At 54.3% G+C, this 24142-nt stretch carries 23 protein-coding genes; 8 read left to right on the forward strand and 15 right to left on the reverse strand.

Annotation, left to right across the window (positions count from 1 at the left end):
• The first annotated feature begins 6 nt into the window (after positions 1–6).
• Positions 7–321, forward strand: coding sequence for a quaternary ammonium compound efflux SMR transporter SugE (gene sugE / locus CBW46_RS11090; RefSeq protein ID WP_089200084.1), 315 nt, complete (start codon positions 7–9; stop codon positions 319–321).
• Positions 322–600: 279 nt separating this feature from the next.
• Here sugE and CBW46_RS11095 read toward each other — a convergent pair whose 3' ends face one another.
• From CBW46_RS11095 to CBW46_RS11135, 9 genes are all read right to left on the reverse strand, one after another.
• A complete protein-coding gene (locus CBW46_RS11095; protein ID WP_089200085.1) occupies positions 601–2403 on the reverse strand; it encodes an ABC transporter ATP-binding protein in 1803 nt (600 codons plus the stop codon).
• Entirely contained in the window at positions 2400–3005 is a 606-nt protein-coding gene (yyaC, locus tag CBW46_RS11100; protein ID WP_089200086.1) for a spore protease YyaC, read from the reverse strand. The genes CBW46_RS11095 and yyaC overlap by 4 nt, the downstream gene beginning before the upstream one ends.
• Before the next feature lie 478 nt (positions 3006–3483).
• Positions 3484–5136 carry an LCP family protein gene (locus tag CBW46_RS22060; RefSeq protein ID WP_279386463.1) on the reverse strand — a complete coding sequence of 551 codons (1653 nt, stop codon included), beginning with the start codon at positions 5134–5136 and terminating at the stop codon, positions 3484–3486.
• A 183-nt stretch (positions 5137–5319) separates the two neighbouring features.
• Complete coding sequence (chrA, locus tag CBW46_RS11110; RefSeq protein ID WP_279386465.1) at positions 5320–6504, reverse strand: chromate efflux transporter; 1185 nt, start codon at positions 6502–6504, stop codon at positions 5320–5322.
• A 137-nt stretch (positions 6505–6641) separates the two neighbouring features.
• Positions 6642–7139 carry a dihydrofolate reductase gene (locus tag CBW46_RS11115; protein ID WP_089200088.1) on the reverse strand — a complete coding sequence of 166 codons (498 nt, stop codon included), beginning with the start codon at positions 7137–7139 and terminating at the stop codon, positions 6642–6644.
• 54 nt (positions 7140–7193) lie between these two features.
• The gene (gene thyA, locus CBW46_RS11120; protein ID WP_089200089.1) at positions 7194–7988 is read right to left on the reverse strand and encodes a thymidylate synthase; all 795 of its coding nucleotides are present in this window, start codon (positions 7986–7988) and stop codon (positions 7194–7196) included.
• A 75-nt stretch (positions 7989–8063) separates the two neighbouring features.
• The gene (locus CBW46_RS11125; RefSeq protein WP_089200090.1) at positions 8064–9080 is read right to left on the reverse strand and encodes a hydroxyacid dehydrogenase; all 1017 of its coding nucleotides are present in this window, start codon (positions 9078–9080) and stop codon (positions 8064–8066) included.
• Between the two features lie 73 nt (positions 9081–9153).
• Complete coding sequence (locus tag CBW46_RS11130; protein ID WP_089200091.1) at positions 9154–9921, reverse strand: SDR family NAD(P)-dependent oxidoreductase; 768 nt, start codon at positions 9919–9921, stop codon at positions 9154–9156.
• A 26-nt stretch (positions 9922–9947) separates the two neighbouring features.
• A complete protein-coding gene (locus tag CBW46_RS11135; protein ID WP_165842272.1) occupies positions 9948–11120 on the reverse strand; it encodes an alginate lyase family protein in 1173 nt (390 codons plus the stop codon).
• Positions 11121–11365: 245 nt separating this feature from the next.
• Here CBW46_RS11135 and CBW46_RS11140 point away from each other — a divergent pair, with 245 nt between their 5' ends.
• From CBW46_RS11140 to CBW46_RS11160, 4 genes are all read left to right on the forward strand, one after another.
• A complete protein-coding gene (locus CBW46_RS11140; protein WP_089200093.1) occupies positions 11366–12121 on the forward strand; it encodes a DeoR/GlpR family DNA-binding transcription regulator in 756 nt (251 codons plus the stop codon).
• Positions 12122–12183: 62 nt separating this feature from the next.
• Positions 12184–12984 carry a Cof-type HAD-IIB family hydrolase gene (locus CBW46_RS11145; RefSeq protein WP_089200094.1) on the forward strand — a complete coding sequence of 267 codons (801 nt, stop codon included), beginning with the start codon at positions 12184–12186 and terminating at the stop codon, positions 12982–12984.
• A gap of 211 nt (positions 12985–13195) precedes the next feature.
• Complete coding sequence (locus CBW46_RS21775) at positions 13196–14926, forward strand: hypothetical protein (protein WP_243633266.1); 1731 nt, start codon at positions 13196–13198, stop codon at positions 14924–14926.
• 206 nt (positions 14927–15132) lie between these two features.
• On the forward strand, positions 15133–15684 hold the full coding sequence (locus tag CBW46_RS11160) for a hypothetical protein (protein ID WP_165842273.1): 552 nt from the start codon (positions 15133–15135) through the stop codon (positions 15682–15684).
• Positions 15685–15839: 155 nt separating this feature from the next.
• On the opposite strand, the gene CBW46_RS11165 is transcribed toward CBW46_RS11160, so the two are convergent.
• The 3 genes from CBW46_RS11165 to CBW46_RS11175 all read right to left on the reverse strand — a co-directional run bounded on the left by CBW46_RS11165 (position 15840) and on the right by CBW46_RS11175 (position 18099).
• On the reverse strand, positions 15840–16169 hold the full coding sequence (locus tag CBW46_RS11165) for a hypothetical protein (protein ID WP_089200095.1): 330 nt from the start codon (positions 16167–16169) through the stop codon (positions 15840–15842).
• A gap of 246 nt (positions 16170–16415) precedes the next feature.
• Positions 16416–16604 (reverse strand): hypothetical protein, encoded by a 189-nt coding sequence (locus tag CBW46_RS11170; RefSeq protein ID WP_089200233.1) that lies wholly within the window; start codon positions 16602–16604, stop codon positions 16416–16418.
• Between the two features lie 178 nt (positions 16605–16782).
• Positions 16783–18099, reverse strand: coding sequence for a deoxyguanosinetriphosphate triphosphohydrolase family protein (locus tag CBW46_RS11175; RefSeq protein WP_089200096.1), 1317 nt, complete (start codon positions 18097–18099; stop codon positions 16783–16785).
• Between the two features lie 329 nt (positions 18100–18428).
• Between CBW46_RS11175 and hisA the strand changes: the two genes are divergently transcribed.
• Together hisA and CBW46_RS11185 are read left to right on the forward strand one after the other, a co-directional pair.
• Positions 18429–19193 (forward strand): phosphoribosylformimino-5-aminoimidazole carboxamide ribotide isomerase, encoded by a 765-nt coding sequence (gene hisA / locus CBW46_RS11180; RefSeq protein WP_089200097.1) that lies wholly within the window; start codon positions 18429–18431, stop codon positions 19191–19193.
• A 20-nt stretch (positions 19194–19213) separates the two neighbouring features.
• Positions 19214–19993, forward strand: a complete 780-nt coding sequence (locus tag CBW46_RS11185; RefSeq protein WP_089200098.1) for an ABC transporter ATP-binding protein — start codon at positions 19214–19216, stop codon at positions 19991–19993.
• 373 nt (positions 19994–20366) lie between these two features.
• On the opposite strand, the gene xylA is transcribed toward CBW46_RS11185, so the two are convergent.
• Positions 20367–21683, reverse strand: coding sequence for a xylose isomerase (xylA, locus tag CBW46_RS11190; RefSeq protein WP_089200099.1), 1317 nt, complete (start codon positions 21681–21683; stop codon positions 20367–20369).
• A 196-nt stretch (positions 21684–21879) separates the two neighbouring features.
• Between xylA and CBW46_RS11195 the strand changes: the two genes are divergently transcribed.
• Positions 21880–23046, forward strand: a complete 1167-nt coding sequence (locus tag CBW46_RS11195; protein ID WP_089200100.1) for an ROK family transcriptional regulator — start codon at positions 21880–21882, stop codon at positions 23044–23046.
• A gap of 75 nt (positions 23047–23121) precedes the next feature.
• Here the strand turns inward: CBW46_RS11195 and CBW46_RS11200 are convergent, their stop codons facing one another.
• Together CBW46_RS11200 and CBW46_RS11205 are read right to left on the reverse strand one after the other, a co-directional pair.
• A complete protein-coding gene (locus CBW46_RS11200; RefSeq protein ID WP_089200101.1) occupies positions 23122–23466 on the reverse strand; it encodes a KGG domain-containing protein in 345 nt (114 codons plus the stop codon).
• 227 nt (positions 23467–23693) lie between these two features.
• Positions 23694–24140: a disulfide oxidoreductase gene (locus tag CBW46_RS11205; RefSeq protein WP_424446295.1), complete on the reverse strand. Its 447-nt coding sequence runs from the start codon at positions 24138–24140 to the stop codon at positions 23694–23696.
• Positions 24141–24142: the final 2 nt, after the last annotated feature.

Below are 24142 nucleotides of genomic sequence, written 5' to 3' on the forward strand. Positions count from 1 at the left end.
CACAACATGGCTTGGTTCTACTTATTCATCGCAGGATTATTTGAAATTGTGTGGGCGATCGGTATCAAATATACGCACGGCTTTACGCGACTTTGCCCATCCTTACTCACCGTGGCCGGAATGGTGGTCAGCTTTTTCTTCCTGTCGCTGTCACTTAAATCGTTACCAATGGGCACGGCCTACGCGGTCTGGACAGGCATTGGCGCGTTGGGGACGGTAATTGTGGGCATGTTCTTCTTCGGTGAACCGCGTACAGTTCTCAGACTGGTGTTTCTGCTGTGTATCATGACCGGGATTGTAGGCCTGAAGGCCACGGCGTGATGCCGCGGCGTGATGCTGTGCGTGTTGCTGTGGCGTGTTACTGCGGAATGATGCTGTGGCGTGCTACTACGGCGTGATGCTGCGGAGTGATGCTGTGGCGTACACTGCGGCGCAATGCTGCGTTCGTGATGCTGTGGCGTGCTAATGCAGCGTAATGCTGCGTTCGTGATGCTTTGGCGTGGTGCTGCGGAGTGATGCTGTGGCGTGCGGCATGTGGACCGGGCGGGACAGGCGCACAGCGCGTCCGGACAGGCGCAAAAAAGCCCTGGGGTGAGCGGATCACACCAGGGTTACCGGGAACTGCGTGCGGTAAAGACGGGCATACAGCCCTCCCCGCTCCAGCAGTTCCGCATGCCGGCCAACTTCGACCACGCGGCCGGCCGCCAGCACAATGATCCTGTCCGCCGACAGGATCGTAGACAACCGGTGGGCGATGACCAATGTGGTCCGCCCACGCATCAATTCCTCCAGCGCCGCCTGCACGAACGACTCCGATTCGGAGTCGAGATGTGAGGTCGCTTCGTCAAGCACCAAGATGCGCGGGTCCTTCAGAATCGCCCGCGCGATCGCGAGCCGCTGCCGCTCTCCGCCGGAGAGACGATGGCCGCGCTCTCCGACCATCGTGTCATACCCCTGCGGCATGGCAGCGATGGTCTCATGGATGTGGGCCTTACGGCAGGCCGACATCAGCTCTTCATCGGTCGCGTCCGGCCGGGCGAACCGGAGATTCTCCCCCACAGTGGCATGGAAGAGGAACGACTCCTGGGTGACGAAAGCCACTTGTGCACGCAGCGATGACAGGGTCACATCCTTGACATTGCGGCCGTCGAGGGTGACCATCCCCTCAGTAGGATCAATCACACGCGCGAGCATACCGATCAAGGTCGATTTACCGGCGCCGCTTGGTCCGACAATGGCGACTGCCTCTCCCGGTAGTGCAGTGAACGACACGTCATGCAGCGCGTACTTGTCCTGCCCGTACCTATAAGATACGTTGTGATACGCAATTTCGCCCCCCACACGCGGAAGTGAAGCAGCGTGCGGCACATCCGCCACATCAGGCTCCAAGTCCTGGTATTCGAAAATGCGCTGAAACACCCCAAGGGCGGTTGCTACTTCAACCTGCAGGTTAAGCAGCGTGCTGACCGGCCCGTATAACCGGCCCAAATAGGCCGTGAATGCCACAATCTCGCCTATGGTCATTACACCTTCCACGACGTTCCAGCCACCGTACAGAAAGATAAGTGCCGTACCTAACGGACCTAACACCCCCAGCACCATGCCATACCATCTGCCAACCAGATTCAAGCGCAGTTCAAGATTCATCACCTTCTCGTTCATCTCCGCAAAATGCTTCACCTGCTGCGGCTCCTGCTGAAAAATCCGCGTTAACATCGCCCCGGATACGCCAAAGATTTCCCCCAGCTGTGAAGCCATATCACCGCGTACCCGTTGTGTCTCCGCCCGAAGCTGTTTACGAAGCTGTGACACTTTGCGGACCGGCAAAATAAACAACGGCAAAATCACGGTAGCCAAAACAGCCAACCGCCAATCCAGCGCAAATAAGATGATGATGGTCGTCACTACAACGACCGCTTGCGTGACAGCCGACACCACCAGCGTTGTGACTACATTTTGTACCGCCTGTACGTCTCCGGTCAGACGTTGGATGATCTCCCCCGACTTCGCATCGGTGAAGAAACGCATCGACTGCCGCTGCAGATTAGCGAAAAGGGACCGCCGCAAATCACGCATCACACCTTGTGCGACCTTCGTATTCTGATGGTTTTGCCATACCCCCAGCAGTCCACTCGCCAGCGGAAGCAGCACCAGCATCGCGATCAACTGCAGCAGCAGCTTTTTATCTCCGGATGGAATAGCTGTATCGATGACTTCTTTCATGACCAGCGGTGGAATTAGTCCGATGACCGCCCCGGCCAACGCCAGCGCTACAATTACGGCCAACTGCCAGCGGTAATCATGAAACAAGCCGTAAATCCGCCGAATGGAAACTTCCTTGAGGCTCGCCTTACCCCGGCTGTGCAGAGTTTGGCTGGTGCCCCAATGTATACCGCCTCTCATAGTTCATCTCCTGTTGGATATTGTGTGAGCGTGTCAATTATGTTGTTCTGCTGGCAAGGAAACACGGCCTGGACCGCTGTCACAATTTCCTTGGCCATGCTTATCACTCTGTACAACGATGTGCTCTGTAAAATCGAGTACTTGTTACCGCTATCGACATTCACGATCGCCGCAATGGAGTAATCGCCTACCGTGGGCAGCTGCCTATTCATGGATTTACCTGGTTCCAACGGTTGATTCGACACCTGATAGCACATTAAGGAGGCCGGCTGTCCGAGACATGCGTCTATCGCTATCACTTTTTTGCCCGGCGGTATCTGAGTAATCCGTTCGGTAAAATTTCCCGCATCCAACGGATATTCCAGTGTCCCTATCACATCGGTGTGGCCAGCCTCTTGCAGCATCGTGCCCACCATCGGCCCCAATGCGTCGCCCGTTGACCGATCCGTGCCGATACACAGGAACAATAAATCGTTCGTTCCCAACCCCTGCAGCTGGATTGAACGTAAAAAGGAGGGCAATTCCGCACCGCTCACTCTTTTACGAAATTGCGCCGCCCCGCGTTCATTCCACGCAATGCTGCCTTCTATTTCGCTGGGCATGGCCACTCCTCCCTTGCTCCCCTGTAGCCGCTCTCACCCCTTATTGTAGCACAAACGTTAACGCAAGTTGGCAGGCTTATGGCTGAATAGAAAGAAACACAGCGTTTCTAACAGTCGCCCTCCGGTTAATAGGTTTTGAGAGGTCTGGGCGCAGCTTAATGAAAGTTTAACACCGCCACGCCGAATCACGTTGTAAAATAAGAATTGTTATTCGCGCAGTGTTTGCATGGATTTGGAACACCGAATTTTCATTTGCAAAGGAGAGAACTGACCATGTTTAGTAACTATCGCCGACCGTTATCTTATGCCACTGGCGCTACACTGCTTACATTTGTTCTCATCGCTGCCTACCAGTTGACTCAAGCCTTGTAATGGCAGAAAAAATAAAACGACGGATCACCGAAGCGTGTCCGCCGCTCTCAGACACGGCTGCTGCCGTGTTTTTTTGATGATCATGAGTTTGGCTGACAGCTGGCGACTACCTGGCAGGCACGCGCTTGCCGCCGCGCTCATAGACAGATTCACTCACGCTATCCGTTTCACTCACATTATCCGCTTCGTTCTCACTGCCTCCGCTTGGACTGGTGCTCGATCCCGTGCCGCTGCCCCTACTTGTGCCGCTCGTGCCGCCTGTGCCGCCTGTGTCACTTTTGCCAGCGTCACCGCTTCGAGTCGTGCCCGCGCCTGCATCAGTGCCCTGGCGGCTCCCGCCGCTGCTCGTGCGCTGGCCAGCCTCAGTCCGGCCGCTGCCGCTCTTCGTGCTTTGGCCCGCTTCACTCCGGCTGCCTGCACCTGCAGCGGCGCCCGCTTCACTCCAGCTGCCTGCACCGCTTGCACCGGCGCCCGCTTCACTCCGGCTGCCTGCACCGCTTGCACCGGCGCCCGCTTCACTCCGGCTGCCTGCACCGCTTGCACCGGAGCCCGCTTCACTCCGGCTGCCTGCACCGCTTGCACCGGCGCCCGCTTCACTCCGGCCGCCTGCACCGCTGGCATCGGCGCTGGCTTCACTCCGGCCGCTGCGGCTGCTCGTGCCCTCGCCCGCTTCACGCTGGCTGCCGCCTGCGTTCGTGCCAGTGCCTCCGGCCTTCGTACTCCCGCCTGCACTGATGCCCGCGCTTCCGGAACCGACTTTGCCCAAACCGGTGCTCGAACCGCCGCTTTCGTCGTCCTTAGCGGCGCCGGCACCCGCGTCCACCGTCATGACCTCTTGACCCAGCTGTTGTTTCAAAGCCATGCGGGCCTGATCCATATCCTCATCCTTAACTACGATATACGGGCTTTCCCACGCCCCATCGAGATGAATATATCTTATGTTATCAGGGCGAATGTCAAAATACTCCACCATTAAATTCTTAATCTGCTGTGACGGTATATCCGTATGTATGTGATTTCCTACCGTTTCAATTATGTCTGTCAGCTTGGCCACACCGCCTGTGCTTTTCAGCGAATTCATCAGCTCGTTCAGCACCTGCTGCTGCCTTGCATTTCTCTGTGAATCACTGGACTCTTCCGTACCCCGGTTCGACTTCCGATAACGTACGAAATCCAACGTTTGCTTGCCGTTCAGCTTCCAAACGCCTTTTTTCAAACTAATGTCCGTACCATCCGCGCGGTCTACGTAACGCATATCCATGTCCACATTCAGCGTCAATCCGCCCATCAGATCCACTACTTGACGGAAGCCTTCAAAGTCGACCGTTGCCATGTAATCGATCGGCACGCCCATGTGATCGCTGAACACCTTTTTTGTGTTGGCGAAGGCTGTTTCTTTATCTTGTAAACTGAAATAAGGATAATAATAGTTCGCTTTTCTGGAAGGCAGTCCTTTGGGAGCCATCTGCAAATCACGCGGCAATGAAACGAGAGTGGCCGAACCGTTCTCCGGGTTGACTGTTGCCAGCATAATAACATCCGTGTTCAGGCTGGCGGTTTCGTTACGGTAGTCCACGCCCATCAACAAAAGCGTCAATGGCTTGACTTTCGCCGATTCCGCCTCAGGCACCTCTTGCGCCGTGCCTACTCTTTGAATGGCCTGCGTGGTTTTATCGTAAATGGAATAAGCGTATACGCCTGTAGTCGCGGCACCCACCGCCACGCAGGAGAACAGTATTTTTAGAAACATGTTTCTCATCGTATTCCCTCGTTTCCCCAAAAATCGATGGCTACCAATATAAAACGGCACGAACAGTCGAAATGTTACAAAAAATGTGAAAAATTCACACCTTTTCTGCAATCGCCGCTTTCTACCGTTCCCGATTATGACACATTACCCCAAACGGGGCGGAGCGGTAACAGGTCAAAAAAGTCCAAATCGTTAATACAGCGTAAACAGCATTCCGCCGGCCGCTGCTGCAGCCACCACTGTCCACGGCGGGAGCTGCCAAAACACGAGCGCGCCGAACAGTGCAAGCGCCAGCGCGAAATCCTCCGGCCCACGCACGGCGCTCACCCACACCGGATCATACAACGCGGCCAACAGTATACCTACCACCGCTGCGTTAACACCCGTCAGTGCCGCCTTGACCTGTGATTGCCGGCGCAGAACATCCCAGAACGGCAATGCCCCCATCACGAGCAGAAAAGCAGGCAAAAAAATCGCGATCGTGGCCACGGCTGCTCCGCCCCAGCCATGTATCATAAAGCCCAAATAAGCGGCAAACGTCGAGAGAGGACCCGGAATCGCTTGTGTTGCACCATATCCAGCGAGGAACTGCGCCTCGGTCATCCAGCCCGCAGGCACAACCTCCTTCTCCAGCAGAGGAAGCATCACGTGCCCGCCGCCAAACACCAGTGCACCCGAACGATAAAAGCTGTCAAAGATAGCGAGCCACGGCGAGGCGAACATGTTCCTTAGCACAGGCAGAATGACCAGTAAACCAAAAAACAGGAATAAACAGCCGGCTGCCAGCCTAGCGTGCGGCGCTGGGGATGACGTTGCGGTAGTGCTGTCTGTGTCACTGATGTCCTTATAATAGATCATACCCACGAGACCCGCAGCGGCGATCAGCACAATCTGCCCTAAGGCTGAGCCGACCAGCAGAGTTGCAGCGCAGGTGACAATTGCTATGGCAGCGCGTCCCCCGTTTGGCGCGAGACTCTTGCCCATCCCCCACACAGCCTGAGCCACGATAGCCACTGCCGCCAGCTTAAGGCCGTGAATCCAGCCTGCGTCCGTAACGTCCCAGCCTTGACACAAGTAAGCAAACAAGGCCAACGCCAATGCCGATGGCAAAGTAAAACCAAGCCAAGCCAACACCGCCCCGGGAATGCCGCCGCGCCGATACCCGATTCCAATCCCAACCTGACTGCTCGCCGGACCCGGCAAAAATTGACATAAAGCCACCGAATCTGCATAGCTCCGCTCGTCGATCCATTGTCTCCTGCGCACATACTCCTCGCGAAAATAGCCCAGATGTGCAACCGGTCCGCCGAAGGAGGTCAACCCGAGCATGAAAGAAACCCTCAGTATTTCAAACAGGGAGGCCCTACTCACATGGATACACCGTCCTTCACATGATCGATATCAGCTTAACATTGAAACTGCCGGCTGGTAAACCATGCTCTGGCAAAAAAAACCGGGAAACGCGATGTCCGCGTCACCCGGTTTCGACTGCTCCGCTGTGTTACTGCTTAATCCTAGGGCAGTCTTTCGTATATCACAAATTCATAATCGTAAGGATTGCTCTCATTTTTCACGCCTTGTTGTCTATTCGTTACTTTCCACAGCGAAGAATCAATCTCCGGGAAAAAGGTATCCGCTCCAAAACGATGGGCAATCTCCGTCACATACAGCTTAGCCGCGTGCGGCATAAACAGCTTGTACACTTCCGCACCGCCGATGACAAACAGTTCATCGTCCGGCACCCCGTTGCGGTAACGTTCAAGCGCTTCATCCACGGAGTAAACCATCTCGCAGCCTTCCGCTCTGTAGCTTCTATCCCTCGTTAAAACAACATTGGTCCGCTTCGGCAACGGCTTGCCTATCGATTCGAATGTTTTACGTCCCATCAACACCGTGTGCCCTATGGTAGTTCTCTTGAAAAAAGCGGTATCCTCCGGCAGACGCCACGGCAGCTTGTTGTTAATACCGATGCCGCGCTGCTCATCCATAGCCACAATCATAGAAATGATCACATTCCAATCTCCTTTCGATGTAAGCCTTACGCTCTGCCATGCTCTCCTTTGTTATTACACCGAAATCGGAGCTTTTATACCAGGATGACTGACATAACCTTCAATAACGAAATCTTCAAATTTATAGTCGAAGATGGATGACGGCTGGCGCTTTATCGTTAGAGTCGGCAATTGGTAAGGCGCGCGCGTGAGCTGCAGCTTGGCCTGTTCCACATGGTTCAAGTAGAGGTGCACGTCGCCTCCGGTCCAAATCAACTCGCCCACGCTCAAATCACACTGCTGAGCCAGCATATGTGTCAACAACGCATAGCTTGCCAGATTGAACGGCAGTCCCAGGAACGTGTCCACCGATCGCATGTTAAACAGGCACGAGAGTTTGCCGTGCGCGACATAGAATTGAAATGCATAGTGGCACGGCGGCAGCGCCATACGGTCCACCTCAGCCGGATTCCATGCGACAACCAGGTGTCGCCGCGAATCCGGATTGTTTTTTATTTGCTGCAGCACCTGCGAGATTTGGTCAATGTAACGTCCGTCCGGAGAGGGCCAGGCTCGCCACTGCGAACCGTAGACAGGCCCCAAGTCACCGTGCTCATCGGCCCACTCATCCCAAATCGTCACTTTATTTTCCTGCAGATACCGGATATTCGTATCTCCGCTCAGAAACCAGAGCAGCTCGTGTATAATCGACCGGACATGCAGTTTCTTTGTGGTCAGAAGCGGAAAACCTTGAGACAAATCAAACCTGAGCTGGCGCCCGAACACGGAAATCGTCCCGGTACCCGTCCTGTCCGCCTTCTCCGTACCGTTCTCCAAAATATCTTGTAGTAAATCCAGGTAATCTTTCATTGTTCACCCCATAAATGGCACCAACTTCATGGCATTTTTAATAATCATTATATCACACATGCCATATCCGCAGGGCTACGATCTGCGCTTGGGCCCGGGATGACCCATCATATCCCACATTCGTTCCGACACCTCATAGAAAGTCTGCTCCCCTCGCCTCGCACGCAGAATATCTTCCAGGATCAACTCCATGTAATCCTTCTGCCCTTCCACGGTCTCGGCACCGATGTGGGGGGTTAGCAGCACGTTATCCAGCTTCCGCAACGGATGATCCATAGGAAGCGGCTCCTCCACGTACACATCCAACACCGCCTGAAACCGGCCGGTCTGCAGTTCAGCCGTCAAGCCCTCTTCACTCACCACAGCTCCACGCGACGAGTTGAGAAAGACGCCACCTTCCGGGATGAGCCTAAGCAGCTCCTTCGTTATCAAATTTGCGGTGGCGGGCAGGGAAGGGGCGTGGACCGAGACAATCCGGCACCGCATAGCCTCCTCCAGCGTGCACTTAACCGCTCCCAGGGACGCTGCTTCCGCCTCCGTGATGTAAGGGTCATACAAGCAGATTTGCACACCGAAAGGCTTGAGCAGTTTGATAAATTGAAGCGCTACTGCGCTCGCGGCGATAATGCCGACCGTGCTGCCGCCAAGCTCCCGGCCCCGGAATGAAAAAGGCTTCCATTTTCCCTGTCTGACCTCGGAGTCATAGCGGACCAGCGGACGAAACAGTGTCATGATGGCGGTCAGACAGTATTCCGCCACCGTCCGCGCCATTCGGGAGTTAGCGGAGAACACTCGGATCCCTTTTTGGAAGGCGGATTTCGGCACCATATCTTTGACGCTGCCGGCAGCATGGCCGATGGCATATAAGTCTCCTCCAATGTCGATTAAGCGCTCTGTAATAGCCGGCGATCCCCAGCTTGTGATGACAATGTCCACTCCACCGACGCATTCCGCGAGCTGCTGTTCGCTGAAGTTTTGACCGGTGTGATTCCAAACGGCAGTAAATTCGCTCTCGAGCAGTTCACGGCAGCGGGCTGAGCAAATATTGTCCAGCAGCGGCTGGGGCGGCAACACTAACACTTTGGGCTTCATGGCCACATCCTCCTTGATTGCTTCGCTTTACGTAGAAAAACCTGCCGAATAGGCAGGTCGGTGGAGCGGTCTCTTAGCGCATGTAGTTACCGCCGTTGATTTCGAACGTTTCACCTGTGACGAAGGCACTGAACGGCGAGGCGAAAAACGCAACAATGCCGCTGATGTCTTGCGGAACTCCGCTTCTGCCAAGGGGGATTCCCGCGATGGAGGCTAATCTTGCTTCCGCAGAGGTGAATGTTGCGTGGAACTTGGTTTCTTCGATGAAGCCGGGCGCGACGCAGTTCACCCGAATGGCATGTCGAGCCAATTCTTTGGCCAAGCTTTTGGTCAAAGTCAGGATGGCCCCCTTGGATGCAGCATAGATCCCGGAGCCCGGACCGCCGCCGTTGTGTGCCGCAAGTGAGCTCATATTAATGATGGAGCCGCCTCCCTTAGCTTTCATGCCCGGGATCACAGCCTTCGTCACAAATACAGTAGAGGTCAAGTTGACATCGATAATATTTTTATACAGATCATAGCTCATTTCTTCGATGGTTCGACGCTCAACTAAATTGCCGGCGTTATTTACTAGTATATCGATCCCTGTGCCGAAGGCTTGCTCGGATTGATTGACAAGGGCTTGAATCTGCTCCAAATCGGTGACGTCCGCCTGGACTGAAACCGCTTCCCCTCCGGCATCGCGAATCGCGGCTACCGTCTCCTCAGCACCCTCTCTGTTGCCCAGATAGTGAACTATCACCTTCGCACCGCACCCCGCCAATTCGAGGGCTATGGCACGCCCGATACCTCCGCTCGATCCCGTGACCAACGATACTTGATTGCTTAAATCGATTCTCATCGTCCCAATGCTCCTATCATAATTTATTATTTTATATCCGCCGTGCTCCTCAAGATGGGATTACCCGGCAGGAAAATTAACGGGCCGAGCACTTCTTCACAGTCCATAATCAGCTTGCTTTGCCCCCGTCTTTTGACGTTCACAGCGTTGCATTCAGGCATATTCAACCGTATGGCAGCGAGCTGCATGCACAGATGCTCGTTAGGGATTTCGCCGTCAATCTGCGGCCACTGCCACAAATACGGGTTATCCAGATAAGGAAGAACGAAGCGTATGGCTTGGCGAATACCTCTGCCATCCTCCGTCGCGTACATCCACAGATTCTCACCGCGATAATGGGCCACCTCACATAGAAGAGCCATGGCATCCAAGTTAAATAGCGTATAATGGAACGACCTGGTCCGCTCCAACTCTTTCGGCAGACTGCCGTCTGGTGCAACCTGCTCAGGAATGATAGCGCTTTTATAATGATCGGCGGCTAGGCGTAATTTCTCATCGTTGCCGGTAAAAGCTGCATATGCAGCCACATGAGTTGCCCACCAAACAGCATGGTTATTGCCTGCTTTACTTTCCGCAATTCCAATTTCGCTGGTAGTCAGCCAATCCAGCATCTGTGACAACCACTGCCTCATACCATCCAGCTCGGACTGCCACTCCGCATATTCGCCTAAAAAGCCCATCGCATGAACAATGCGGTCCACCTGCCGCAGTACGATCACTCCGGCTGCCCGTCCCGAACAAATGCCCTTGATCGCCTCGCCATATTCGATGTGGGGGTTCATCCGGGTCGCAGGATCCAGAAACCACATTCGTAGCAGCTCAGCTGCACGGGACAAATATCGCTTGTTATCCAAGCAATAGCCTGCGATGCATAAGATAAACACCGTGTTCGACAGATCATCGATCGCTTGTCTGTGTCCCATAAATCTATGATGCCGCGTGACACCATCTTTTCTAATGTACGGCCCCTCCGGGTTCACTGGATCGGGCCACCAGTACGGTGCCTCACTTGTGTAATCATGCGGATCACCGCTTGGCGCGGCAGCACCGTAGCAGGTAACACTCCACGGCCCAGCCAGCAGCGCTTGGTCGGCTTTTCGCTGGAGCTGACCGCGAACGTCACCCCATATCCCTTCAGCAGCGGTTACGCGATGTTTGAGTTGTTCCGCATGTTTCCGATCAATGAACACAAAACTCATGCAGCCGTCCCGCCCTTCTTGAATTCGCGATCCACGAGCTAACAAACTCGGAGCCGTACATGCCGTATGTAATTGCGGGTAATGGAGCCTAGTGATCCACATTGCAGCAATACTGTCAATCCTATGTGGTATCTGTGGTTTCTATTCCCAATTTAGCACAAAAAGTTGACACCATCAAACATTTTCGATAAAAATAAAACCTAATCGAACATTAGCAAAAGAAAGAGTCAGGTGGTCTAAAGCCCATGCTGCCAGAAGTAAGACAATCAATCATTATCGACATGCTGAATTCCAACGGATCGGTCAAAGTGGCCGAGCTGAGCCAGAAGCTGCAGGTGACGGAAAAGACGATTCGCGATGATTTAGAAAAGTTGGACAAAAGAGGCATTTTAAAAAAGGTGCACGGCGGCGCGGTGCTGGGAGAAGAAGGCTTTTCGATGCTGCCGATCTTCGGCAGGCGCCAAAGACAGCAAGAGGAAAAGGAACAAATCGCTGCGCGCGCTTTGGATCTGGTTGAGGACGGCCACACGCTGTTGTTAGACGCCGGCTCCACCACATATGAGTTAGCAAAATTGTTGAAGCATCTCCGGTTAACGGTCATAACCAACGATACGAAAATAGCGGCAGAGCTCGCGGAGAGCAGCAGCATTGAGCTGTGCGTTCTCGGCGGATTTCGTCGAAAGGGCACCTTCACCATAGCCGACCACAGCACGGTCAATATGATGAAGGAGTACAATACCGATATTGCCTTCATCGGGTGTACGGGCATTGATCTGCAGCGGGGCCTGTCCCTGCTTAACCGGGAAGAAACCGAACTCAAAAAACAAATGCTGCTTTCCGCTAAGAAAAAAGTATTATTGGCTGACTTCACGAAATTCGGGCGCACCGCCCTGGTATCCTTCGCCGCGGTAGAAGACATCGACCTGCTTATCACAGATAATAAAGCGCCCGCTGACATACTTCGGAGCATCAATGCGATCGGCGTGAAAATTGTGCAATGAATGCGCGGACCTACTAGAGTATAATGTAGGCTGTAGACATAACAATAGGAGTGGTTGAACTGATGTATAAAATGCTCGCTATCGACATCGATGACACACTGATTAACGATGACAAAGAAATAAGCGAAGGCACGAAAAAAGCGCTGGCGCAGGCCATCGCCCACGGAGTAACGGTGACGCTCGCGACCGGACGTATGTATGCGTCAGCCAAACAGTTGGCCGCGCAGCTCGAGCTCAATGTGCCGCTGATAAGCTATCAGGGATCTCTGATTAAAAACTTGCTGGATGGCAGCACGTTGTACGAGCGTGCCGTGCCGACGGAGGCGGCACGGTTTGTTTTTGACTATTGCGAACGCAATGGACTACACTTGCAAACATATTTCAATGATGTCTTATATGCTAAAGAGAAAAACGAGAAAATTGAAGCATATGCGGCGCTCTCCAAAATTCCTTATACCGTGTATCCGGAATTCAGTGAACTTGCGGATAAGCCGTCCAGCAAACTGCTGATTATCGACGATCCCGATAAGCTCGATCAGGTAGCTGTAGAACTGCGAGCAGAAATCGGTCATCAGGTGCACCTCACCAAATCGAAGCCCCATTTCCTGGAGATCATGCACCGTGAAGGCAACAAGGGGGACGCGCTTCGTTATTTGGCCACCCACTTTGGGTACGATATGTCTCAGGTTATTGCGATCGGAGACAGTTGGAATGATCACGAAATGATTGAAGCCGCAGGCCTTGGCGTAGCAATGGGCAATGCCGTCGATTCGCTCAAGGAGATCGCGGATTACGTGACGTACAGTAATAACGAGGACGGCGTGAAGCACGTGGTCGAAAAGTTTGTTCTGCAAACGATTTAACTGCGGCTTTGCCAATTTTCAAAAGCATAAAACTAATCGATAGAGACCTTCATCCCCGCTGTGGGTTATGAAGGTCTTTTATTTTTGTTAATTGCCGTGGTCACAGCCCGCACCGCTGCGGTATTCCCCCGCTGCTCTCACCATCCGTCGGCGTGTGCATAAGGTATTGTACGGAATCGCTTAGGCGAACGCCCAAGGAGGGGAAGTGTTTATGGCAGTTATGCTGGTTTCGCTGCACTGGGTGTACTTGTTGTTCATTCTCTTAATTATCGCATTCATGATAATGCGTAGGGATACCGCCATTGTTTGCATCGCGGGTATCTTTATACTGGGGCTGCTGGCGACATTATCGCTGTACCAAGCGGTCAGTGGACTGTTTTTCAGTTTTATTTACGCGATGAAAGAACTGCTCGGCACCATACTGATTATCTCCATCATCGCTGCCATGGCCAGAGCACTCACTGTCAACGGCATCAACGAAACGATGATCGCCCCCTTCGCCCGCTTGATTCGCACACCTGCCCTGGCCTATTGGCTGATCGGCATCCTCATGATGATCATCTCCTTGTTCTTCTGGCCGTCTCCCGCCGTTGCGTTGGTCGGGGCTCTGCTCCTGCCGGTGGCGGTAAGGATCGGTTTGCCGCCTGTGGGTGCGGCTGCGGCCATGAATTTATTCGGCCACGGCATCGCTCTGTCCGGCGATTACATTATACAAGGAGCGCCCAAGCTGACCGCAGACGCCGCCGGCATTCCGGTGGGCGACGTACTGCAGGCCAGCATCCCGTTGGTGTTGGTGATGGGCGTGGTGACCACATGCAGCAGCTTCTGGCTGCTCCGGCGCGACATGCGTACCGGCAAGCTGCGGCCGGAAGCACTATCCGCGGGGGCCGCGGATTCAGACGGCTCCGAGAGCGCTAGCTCCTCAGGGGCCACCGGCGATGCTCAGCTCTCTCGGGACGCCGCATCCGCGGGGGCCGCAGGCGATGGTCAGCTCTCTCGGGACGCCGCATCCGCGGGGGCCGCAGGCGGTGGTCAGCTCGCTGGGGGCACTGGAACGATCAGAGGCGTTCGGCGCTCCCCGGATGCCGCATCCGCGGGGGCCACAGGCGGTGGTCAGCCTGCTGGGGGCACCGGCAACGCTCAGCTCTCTCGGGACACCGGGGCGGTGGGAGGCGTTCGGGCCTGTGGCGAGGCTGTGGGCGCCCACGGATCAGGCGGGGGGCTGAGCCGGACGGCGACGGGTGCGGGCCAAAGCTTGGGACGGGGAACTCGCATCTTTTTTGCAGTGCTCATTCCCTTATTGTTCATGGCCGATGTGGCCGTCATGTTCGCACTGAATCTGCAGGGCGGCGACGCCACGGCGCTAGTTGGCGGTACTGCTTTGATCATTATGCTGATCATCACGTTGACGACAAACAGGCAGGGCAGCTTGGAACAGGCAACGCGGTACCTGGTGGAAGGATTTCAATTTGGTTTTAAAATTTTTGGCCCCGTCATCCCTATTGCCGCGTTTTTCTACTTAGGAGACTCCGCATTTGACACGATCTTTGGCAAAGTGCTGCCGGCAGGCTCCCATGGCCTTGTCAACGATCTCGGGCTTGCTTTGGCCCATACAGTGCCGGTCAACGAAGCCGTCGGCGCGATGACCCTCACAGCGGTTGGAGCTATCACCGGGCTGGACGGATCCGGTTTTTCGGGCATCTCTCTGACCGGCTCTATTGCCACAATGTTCGCCGCCGCCATCGGCTCGGGTACGGCAACCTTGACGGCACTGGGACAGGTGGCCGCTATATGGGTCGGCGGCGGCACGCTCGTCCCGTGGGCGCTCATTCCCGCCGCCGCTATCTGTGGTGTGGATCCGTTCGAGTTGGCGCGCCGTAACCTGAAGCCAGTCGTCCTGGGTCTCGGCGTAACCACGATTGTCGCTATGTTTCTGGTGTAACACCTTGGCTGCTAAGCTGAAAGAACGGCCTTTCCCGCAAGTAGTTCGGCATATTATTTCCCAGAAAATATTCATCGCATGGGCAGCCGCCCATAAGGCGTAGGCGTCAGGCACATATATTGGTGGTATGGGCTGACCGCGACACAATCGTACATGGGTTAGCCGTTCAACCTTTCAATCGAAATCAAAGGGAGATGGATTTCTCTATGGGTAAACAGCAAATGAGATCTAACGATGGGAGCAGCGGTAGCACCACATCCAGCTCAACCAGGTCAACCGCAGCAGAGTTGTATCCTTCACCGCTGCGCGGTGCAGCGCGAGGCTACAGTCCCGCCCCAGTGCCGGGAGGTGGCGCTGGCTTTCCGCCGGGAGGTGGCGTCGGCTTTCCGCCAGGAGGCGTTGGTGGATTTCCGCCAGGTGGAGCTCCGGGCGGCTTTCCGCCAGGAGGCGTTGGTGGATTTCCGCCAGGTGGAGCTCCGGGCGGGCAGCCGCCGGGTGCCCCCGGATCCCCGCCCCCCTCATTCGTGCCCTCCCAGCCGCAGGTCGGTGCGTATGCGGTCGATCCAGGCAGTATTCGCCGCTGCCTCTACCGTTACGTGTATATCTGGCAGGACAACGGTCAACAGTATTGGATTTACCTGACCTTCGTCGGCCGCCGTTCCATTGCCGGCTACCGCTGGCACGGCTATGGTGCAGTTGGCGTCTGGCTGTATTTCGGCTTGGATCTGCGGCGAATCGATCAATTCGCCTGCTTTTAGCAAACGGTGTCCGTTTCCATGTTCATTGGCGATAATTGTGGGTAGACGGCGCGGTGTGTGAGCCCCTTGCCCGCGTGTGAACGCATTGCGGCCGACATTCCCATCGCTTGCCAGGACAAAATGCCCGATAGCTGCGCCAGGCCGCTGTGCCGCCCTTATTGCAGCTGCAGCAACAGCTGGGCGATGAGCTGCACGTTATCCTGCTTGTTTTTCAAGTAGTGATACTCGCTTTTCGTTTGATCCACCTCCAGCTTTGCCTTAATGACCATTCTTTTTAACTCATGGGTATGCTGCCACACCTCGGCATCCCGTATCTGTTCATTCTTTCCCTTGATAATGCCCAGATTAAACAGCTCGCACTCCTTAGCGTGCAATGCAAGCTTCGCATCCTCCAATCGGCCGAGCGCCCCGTAATAGGCCAACTCGGCCTCTCTCAACTGCTCCGGCAGCCGTTGCAGCTGAGCGAATACTTCCGTGCGATCCATAAACACAGTACCTCCTTTCGGGGAGCGGCTAAGCCGCGTTTTCCCTTCTAGTCTATGCCCGGTGCTGCGGATAGATGGCGGTGCAGCTCGCGGAGCGCAGCAAAAAAAGACGCTTCAGCAGCCGCACCATACGCGGCTGACTCAAGAGTCTTTAGTCGAGTGATACACTTCATATTTCGCTGCAAGTGCTGCGCCTAACCACAACCGGCATGGAGCGTCTTTTACTTATTGAAAACGATAGATGCTTTAATCATCCGGCGTGCGATCCAAATACAGACGGGTGACCATAGTATACTCGCCTTGGCGGATCTCCTCCGGGGTAGCTTTCTCCTCCAGCGGGTTATGGGTGTCCATTGTCGGCGCCAGCGTCGGCTCGTGATGATCCTGCTCGTTTCGATTATCCGCGCCCTGCCGCGCGCCCGACACAGAGCTCATAGTCTGCCTTCCGCTCGTATATACCGCATCCTGCGCACCCTCGGCACGCTGCCCATCCTGCTGCCGCCCGCTCTGCTTCTGCGCTGCCTGCTTGTCCTGCTGCACAACGGCCACCACCTTTCTACTGCATAGAATTGGCGGCGGTACGCTAAGTTATGCAGCCCGTGGCGGCTGCGGTTTAATCCATCTCATATATCGAACCGGATTTGTTTGCAAACAGCTCTAGATACACCTTTTCCGCGTATGCATCGGTCATGCCGGCGATATAATCAGCGACCATTCGCTCCCAGCTCCACGTGCTTTTGTTCTGCTCGTAGCTTTCAATCCAATCCGGCGGCAGAATGAGTCTTCCTGTCTCGTACACCTTAAAGGTGTCCCACAGCCGGTGCAGCATGATCTCACTGCGCTTTTGCAGCCGCTGCACACGAAAATCCTTGATTAACGTAACCCAGGCCAGCTTTTTCAATATTTCCATCGTCCTGAGTAGATGTAAATCCTGCTCGTCGCCGTCGACGAAGGTCACCCGCTTCCAGCCGGTCTCAGGATCGTCGATGATACCGACACGGTTGGCGAAGCGGCTGACCCAACGCGCTTTCATCTCCCGTCTTGTGCGAGACGCTTCATTATCGCATTCAGCGTAAATTGTCTCCCACTGCTCCAAGTAATCGGCCAGCACCTGACGAACCATTTCCTGCAGATTCACCTGATCCCAGCCCACCGCAACATTGCCTTGGTCTTCGACTATTTCTTGGATCAGTTGGTCAACAAGCCGTTTATCCTCAAAGAAGGTGCGGTTCATCTGGATTTTCCCCGACCGGATACCGTCCTCGATATCGTGTGTGGAATAGGCGATGTCATCGGACAAGTCCATCAATTGCGCTTCCAACGTAGCGCAGCCCTTCGGCATGTTCCACGCGTCGCGCAAATACTGTATCCCTTCCCATTCCATCGGATATACGCCCTTGATTCGCCCTTCCTCCCCGAGAGAATACGGATATTTATTAATACCGAGCAGCACAGCTGCGGTCAAATCCAGGCCGCTTTCGCTGCCCGCGCGCTTTTCCAGAAACATGAGGATTCGGAAGTTCTGGGCGTTACCTTCATACGCCAGTCCGTGCTCAGCCGACAGCAGCTGGTTGAGCACTTCCTCTCCCTTGTGCCCAAAAGGCGGATGTCCAAGATCGTGCCCCAGTGCGGCACATTCGACCACCGTTGGGTCAATCATCAGTCCCGGATGCTCCTTGCGCGCCAGAAACCCATACGTCTTTTGCAATCGGCGTGCGACCTCACGGGCCACCTGGGAGACCTCCAATGAGTGTGTCAACCGAGTCCGGTAATAATCCCCTGACCCTGCTCCGAACAGCTGGGATTTCCCCTGCAGCCGGCGGAAAGCCGGAGATTGCACGAGCCGTGCGTAGTCTTTTTCATATTCGTCGCGTTCTTCACTTGAATAAGCATTGGTTGTATCGTCTAAACGCATTTTCCGCAAGTCCATACCGCATTCACTCCCTTCTATTGCTGCGGCTTTTCGTAACGAAGTGTGGCACAAAACAACTCTGTATAACCAAAAAACAACGACGTCCATCCAGGACCGCCGTTTTTGTACATCCCTTTTTATGCTATCGCTCTGCCTGCTGGGTTTTGATTGTTTGTTATTGTATCATTGTACGACAGATTATTGCAAAAGCAGACCACCAGCAATTCCTCCCACGCCGCCCAGCCTCGGCTCTTAATTCGTAGTTTATGTCAGACCTCAAAAACGTACACATTTTGTGCTATTCTATTGTATAAGAAGCTGAATCTGATTATAGGAGACCACATTTCATGAAATTCAGACCTTGCATCGACCTGCACCAAGGCAAAGTGAAGCAAATCGTAGGCTCAACGCTCAGTACAGATACTGCGGATGTGATTGAGAATTTCGTTTCGGAGCATGACCCCGCCCATTATGCAAAAATGTTTCAACGTGACGGTCTTCCCGGCGGACATGTAATCATGCTCGGTCCCGGCAACGAGGAAGCGGCGGCACAAGCCCTTCAAGCGTATCCGGGCGGCCTGCACGTAGGCGGTGGCATTACGGCGGACAATGCAGCGTACTACTTGGAAAAAGGGGCCTCGCACGTCATTGTTACTTCATATATCTTTCGTGACGGGCGGCTGAGCGTGCAGCATCTGGATAAAATCGTGTCCGAAGTCGGCACTGACCGGCTGGTCATCGACTTGAGCTGCAAAGCGCATGACGGTAAATGGTTCGTAGCCACCAACCAGTGGAAGACGATAAGTGACTTCGAAGTAGATGAAACGAACCTGCGGTTTCTTGAAGCATACTGCAGCGAGTTTCTGATCCATGCTGTGGATGTAGAGGGCAAACGAGCAGGCATCCAGGAGAGCCTTGTGCGCCATCTCGCCCAATTAGTGACGATTCCAACCACGTATGCAGGGGGCGCCCGATCCATCGACGATTTGCAGATATTCCGCCGTCTGACCGGAGGTAAGCTGGACATCACGATCGGCAGCGCATTGGATATTTTCGGAGGAAGCCTGCCTTATGAAGAAGTCCTAGCCGAGTGCGGCAAAGCGGTAAACTAAGCTGTAGGAGGAGTTCCCGCATGGCAACCGTCATCGATATGAGCAGCGTGTCTTGGAGACGCGACCGGACCACACTGCTCAACCGTGTTAATTGGAGGGTTGAAAAAGGCGAACATTGGGCGATGCTTGGACTTAACGGCTCAGGCAAAACAACACTGCTCAACATGATCAACGGATACATCTGGCCGACCGAGGGAAAAATTAGCGTTCTGGGCCATCAGTTCGGCACGTTCGATTTAAGAGAGCTGCGTAAATCGATCGGCTGGGTGAGCAGCTCCCTGCAGGAAAAGCTGTATGGCAGCAGCCTGACAGAGGATGTGGTGCTGAGCGGTAAATATGCGACCATAGGCTTGTACGACGAGCCTGCACCCGCAGACCGCGAGCTGGCCTCGAAGCTGATCGAGCAGCTGCGCTGCACCCACCTGATAGGCCGGACCTATCAAACGTGCTCGCAGGGCGAAAAACAAAAGCTGCTGATCGCCCGCGCCTTGATGGCCTCGCCTCAGCTGCTAATCTTAGACGAACCGTGCAATGGCTTGGATTTTTTGTCCAAGGAGGCGCTTCTGTCGAGCATCAATCTGCTGGCGTCCGAGCCCGATGCGCCGAATATGCTGTATGTCACACATCACACTGAAGAAATACTGCCGATTTTCTCCCATACCATTCTGATCCGGCGCGGCGAAGTCGTACACAGCGGGAGTAGCCGGGAGATTTTGGACAGCGCTTGCTTAACGGATTTTTTTGAAGCGCCGGTGCATGTGGAATGGCATAAGGAGCGAGCGTGGCTTTCTCTGGCGTAGCATCCACAGAGCGTTCTCATACTTTGCCTATCTCATGATAGCGTTCTCATGAGCTCTCCGTGTGCCGTACTTCGGCACGCCATATTGGTCTTCGCGCGAGCACAAGAAAACAAAAAAGCTTCCACAATGGTGGAAGCTGAGCTTGGCCCGCAAATGCCTGGCGAATGGGATAACGAGAATATACGGGTAGTGGGTATCCTCTGCGGGAGCGATAGCGGCCGTAACAGGATACCCACACCTGTGAAGTATTTCTTCGCTATTCCAGTGGGCATGTTCTTGACACTCTGAGCTTCGACCTCGGCGGAAACGTTAGCCTGGCGAAAAACTGCCGCATAAAAAGAAAGTGAAAATACGTGGTGCGCCACCACATCTGTTATGCGTTGATAATATACTGATTGACGACGGATTTTATCCGTTCCAGATGGCCCGATTGGAGCTCATAAGATTGATTTTGCAGAGCGTATGCCTCCAATGTATGGAAGTTCGCTGTGCCCGCTACAATGTCAGCGCCGATACCGCTCTTGAACGTAGCATAGCGCTCATCCAGAATCTGCTCGAACACACGGTCCTCAATCAGCTTGGCGGCCACCTCCATCCCTCTTGCAAAAGCATCCATCCCCGCAATGTGCGCGTAAATCAGATCAACAGGCTCAAAGGACGTGCGCCGCACCTTGGCATCGAAATTCACGCCCCCGCGTCCAATCCCTCCGTCGTTTTTGAGAATTTCATACATAGCGAGTGAAGTGGAATATAGGTCGGTTGGAAATTCGTCGGTATCCCAACCAAGCAGCGTGTCACCCTGATTCGCGTCGATCGAACCAAGCACACCGTTCACCCGGGCGAGGCGCAGCTCGTGCTCGAAGGTGTGGCCTGCAAGCGTCGCATGATTCGCTTCGATATTCAGCTTGAAATGGGGCAGAAGGTCATACTTTTGCAGGAATGACAATGTTGTTGCTGCGTCAAAGTCGTATTGGTGCTTGGTGGGCTCTTTTGGCTTCGGTTCGATGAGGAACTGTGCGTCAAAACCGATCTCCTTAGCGTAATCCACCGCCATGTGCAGGAATCTGGCGAGGTTATCCAGCTCCAGGCCCAAATCCGTGTTGAGCAGCGATTCATAACCTTCACGGCCGCCCCAGAACACATAATTTTCCGCACCTAACAGTTTCCCGTGCTCAAGCGCCTTTTTCACCTGCGCCCCTGCGTAAGCGTATACATTTGCGTTGCTGGTTGTCGCCGCACCATGCACAAAACGCGGGTGAGTGAACATGTTTGCCGTATTCCACAACAATTTCTTACCGGTAGCTTTCATGTGCTGCCCAATCAATTCTACGATGGCGTCGAGATTGCTGTTGGTTTCCTGCAGTGTGTCTCCCTCCGGCGCGATGTCACGATCGTGAAAACAAAAATAGTCCACATCGAGAATCTGCAACAGCTCGAAGCATGCTTCGACACGGGCTTTAGCCTGATCCATACCGCTGAAGCGGTCCCAGCCCCGCACATTGGTACCCGCACCAAACGGGTCCGCGCCTGTTCCAGTAAATGAATGCCAATAGGCAACCGCGAAGCGCAAGTGCTGCCGCATCGTTTTGCCGAGCACCACCTGATCGGGGTTATAAAACTTGAATGCTAATGGATTCGTAGATTGTTTGCCCTCGAATTGAATCTGCGGCAGTTGGCCGAAATAGCTCATATTCGTCCCTCCAATGAGTTATTCGTTGTTGCGGATTCATGATTGTAACCTTAGAATAGCATCCAATAAAAAGTTTGTAAATCGATTAAACTAACTTTTCCGGCGATGCGTGTTCTCCGGTTTCATGCTACAATTTATCAATCTGTGAAACGACACCGGAAATCGAGTTTTGCTAATTTTTTACGCGGGGGACGACATGACACAAACAGGCGATTTAAATTTGATGAAGCAAATCAATAAATCGATTGTTCTTGAGCACGTAAAAAAGCACGCTCCAATATCCCGGGCAAAAATCGCGGAGATAACGGGACTCACCAAAGCTACTGTCAGCACCTTGGTCCATGAGCTGATCGACAGCCGGCTGGTGCAGGAGATTGGCGAGGGCGCTTCCAGCGGAGGCCGTAAGCCGATGATGCTTCTCTTTAATCACACAGCCGGTTACGCGGTGGGCGTTGAACTTGGCGTTGGGCATATATCAGCTGTGCTCACCGATTTAGCCGGGCACATTGTGGAGCACACTGAAGCGGCACACAGCAACGATTCCGTCGACGCGGTTATTCACCGGCTTATTGGCTGCATTGAGGAAATGCGTGGGCGAGCGCCGGATGGCCCATATGGTATTGTAGGCATAGGCATCGGCATTCCCGGCATCGCAGACGAGCGAGGCCATGTTCTGTTCGCGCCTAACCTCGGCTGGGAAGGAGTGCCTTTGCGGGCTCGAATCGAAGAGCATTTCCGGCTGCCGGTAGTGATCGACAACGAGGCGAATGCAGGCGCACTGGGCGAAAAGGAGTTCGGGGCTGGCGTGAACACCTCCCACCTCATCTACGTCAGCGTGAGCAGCGGGATCGGCACGGGCGTTATTATTAACGGCCAGTTGTACCGGGGTGTGTCCGGCTTCTCCGGTGAGATCGGGCATACCTCCATCGAGTTCAACGGCAGGGCATGCCGCTGCGGCAATGTGGGGTGTTGGGAGCTCTACGCCTCAGAGCAAGCGATGCTTCAGCAGGCGCAGATGTTGCCGGGGCGTCCGACGGATGTCGCTGCACTGGCCCGGCTCGCGGAACAGGACAACCCTGAGGCAGCAGCTTTGCTTGATCAAACGGGATACTATCTGGGCGTGGGACTCATTAACGTGATCAATACTTTCAATCCGGAGCAGATCATTATTGGCGGAAGTATGGTTGCATTGAAGCAGTGGCTGCTGCCTCCGATTTTACAGTGTATACAGCAGCGGTCGCTGCCGTTGACGCGGGCCGGCCTCGAGATTGAATTCAGCGCACTGCGAGGCCGGTCCACGCTGCTCGGGGCGGCATCTTTTGCGATCACCCGGTTCTTCGCTTCTCCCAAGGTATCGGTATGATACGTCCACTCCGCCCAGGCACACATAAAATAGCCGCCGGAATGAGTCCGGCGGCTGCTGCGCTATTTATCCAGTTTAATCGTTATTCCGCTGACGCGCCCGGGCTTGTCCGCCCTTGCGGCCGGCCTCCTCACGACTCATTTTACCGTCATTACCACTGCTGCCGTTATCATCACGTGATTCGCCGCCTTTGCGGCCTATTTCTTGGTAAAATTCCCTGTCATGCGATTCGGACGTGGCCTCTCCACCTTTTCGGCCTATTTCCTGGTAAAATTCCTTGTCATGCGACTCAGCCGTAGCCTCTCCGCCTTTGCGGCCTATCTCTTGGTAAAATTCCTTGTCATGCGACTCAGCCGTAGCTTCGCCGCCCATACGTCCTGCTTCTTCTCTACTCATTTTGTCCTGATTGTCACGTGCCATGTTCAATCACTCCTCATAAGTTTTTTCTGAAGCACTATGTATTTAACCTAGCACCCCCGGAGTTAAACATGAAAAAGACCCCAGCGTAAGCAGGGATCCGGTATTCATGGCACCATGTAACATATCCTGCACAAGAGAGAATGGGCATTGCCGCAACCATACGGCGTGTTCGCTTCCAGTAACTCGCTCCGAGCCAGCTTGTCTCTTCAATCTGTTTATTGCGCTTTTCACTCGTCGTCTGCGCCCGCCTCCAGCTCCTGCGAGTTGATCCATAAAAGACAAGTGATGAAAACAAACGCGACCAACGCCAAGAAAGGAATGGTAATAAAACCGAACCAGTTAATATATTGGCCGTTGCACGGGACGCCTATGGTGCAGGGCAGCAGCTCGGCTAACGCCGGAATCTTTTGCTCCAGATAGTGATACAGAGCAATGCAGCCTCCAATGATACTCATCGGCAGGAGGTACGGCGCGAGCCGCCGATCGTCTCTGTAACAGGCCATGCCAAGTAGAATTACCAGAGGGTACATGAATATGCGCTGGAACCAGCACAGCTTGCACGGCTCAAACAGCATGACCTCGCTGAAATACAAACTGCCTGCGACAGCGGCGAGCGACACCGCCCATGCCAGGTACAGGCTGTACTGCTTCACCGTGTATGCAATCCGGTTCACCG

The organism is Paenibacillus xerothermodurans, assembly GCF_002220865.2.
In the GTDB taxonomy this organism is placed as follows: Bacteria; Bacillota; Bacilli; order Paenibacillales; family NBRC-103111; genus Paenibacillus_S; species Paenibacillus_S xerothermodurans.

What these genes read in the sequence shown, in the direction of transcription:
- thyA (WP_089200089.1), bottom strand. Translation starts at nt 7,988, where the DNA reads ATGAAAGATTACCTGGATTTACTACAAGATATTTTGGAGAACGGTACG.
- CBW46_RS11170 (WP_089200233.1), bottom strand. Translation starts at nt 16,604, where the DNA reads ATGAGCTCTGTGTCGGGCGCGCGGCAGGGCGCGGATAATCGAAACGAG.
- CBW46_RS11130 (WP_089200091.1), bottom strand. Translation starts at nt 9,921, where the DNA reads ATGAGAATCGATTTAAGCAATCAAGTATCGTTGGTCACGGGATCGAGC.
- CBW46_RS11145 (WP_089200094.1), top strand. Translation starts at nt 12,184, where the DNA reads ATGTATAAAATGCTCGCTATCGACATCGATGACACACTGATTAACGAT.
- CBW46_RS22060 (WP_279386463.1), bottom strand. Translation starts at nt 5,136, where the DNA reads ATGAGAAACATGTTTCTAAAAATACTGTTCTCCTGCGTGGCGGTGGGT.
- CBW46_RS11185 (WP_089200098.1), top strand. Translation starts at nt 19,214, where the DNA reads ATGGCAACCGTCATCGATATGAGCAGCGTGTCTTGGAGACGCGACCGG.
- yyaC (WP_089200086.1), bottom strand. Translation starts at nt 3,005, where the DNA reads ATGCCCAGCGAAATAGAAGGCAGCATTGCGTGGAATGAACGCGGGGCG.
- CBW46_RS11165 (WP_089200095.1), bottom strand. Translation starts at nt 16,169, where the DNA reads ATGGATCGCACGGAAGTATTCGCTCAGCTGCAACGGCTGCCGGAGCAG.
- CBW46_RS11175 (WP_089200096.1), bottom strand. Translation starts at nt 18,099, where the DNA reads ATGGACTTGCGGAAAATGCGTTTAGACGATACAACCAATGCTTATTCA.
- CBW46_RS11125 (WP_089200090.1), bottom strand. Translation starts at nt 9,080, where the DNA reads ATGAAGCCCAAAGTGTTAGTGTTGCCGCCCCAGCCGCTGCTGGACAAT.
- sugE (WP_089200084.1), top strand. Translation starts at nt 7, where the DNA reads ATGGCTTGGTTCTACTTATTCATCGCAGGATTATTTGAAATTGTGTGG.
- CBW46_RS21775 (WP_243633266.1), top strand. Translation starts at nt 13,196, where the DNA reads ATGGCAGTTATGCTGGTTTCGCTGCACTGGGTGTACTTGTTGTTCATT.
- CBW46_RS11200 (WP_089200101.1), bottom strand. Translation starts at nt 23,466, where the DNA reads ATGGCACGTGACAATCAGGACAAAATGAGTAGAGAAGAAGCAGGACGT.
- CBW46_RS11160 (WP_165842273.1), top strand. Translation starts at nt 15,133, where the DNA reads ATGGGTAAACAGCAAATGAGATCTAACGATGGGAGCAGCGGTAGCACC.
- CBW46_RS11140 (WP_089200093.1), top strand. Translation starts at nt 11,366, where the DNA reads ATGCTGCCAGAAGTAAGACAATCAATCATTATCGACATGCTGAATTCC.
- CBW46_RS11135 (WP_165842272.1), bottom strand. Translation starts at nt 11,120, where the DNA reads ATGAGTTTTGTGTTCATTGATCGGAAACATGCGGAACAACTCAAACAT.
- hisA (WP_089200097.1), top strand. Translation starts at nt 18,429, where the DNA reads ATGAAATTCAGACCTTGCATCGACCTGCACCAAGGCAAAGTGAAGCAA.
- CBW46_RS11195 (WP_089200100.1), top strand. Translation starts at nt 21,880, where the DNA reads ATGACACAAACAGGCGATTTAAATTTGATGAAGCAAATCAATAAATCG.
- CBW46_RS11095 (WP_089200085.1), bottom strand. Translation starts at nt 2,403, where the DNA reads ATGAGAGGCGGTATACATTGGGGCACCAGCCAAACTCTGCACAGCCGG.
- xylA (WP_089200099.1), bottom strand. Translation starts at nt 21,683, where the DNA reads ATGAGCTATTTCGGCCAACTGCCGCAGATTCAATTCGAGGGCAAACAA.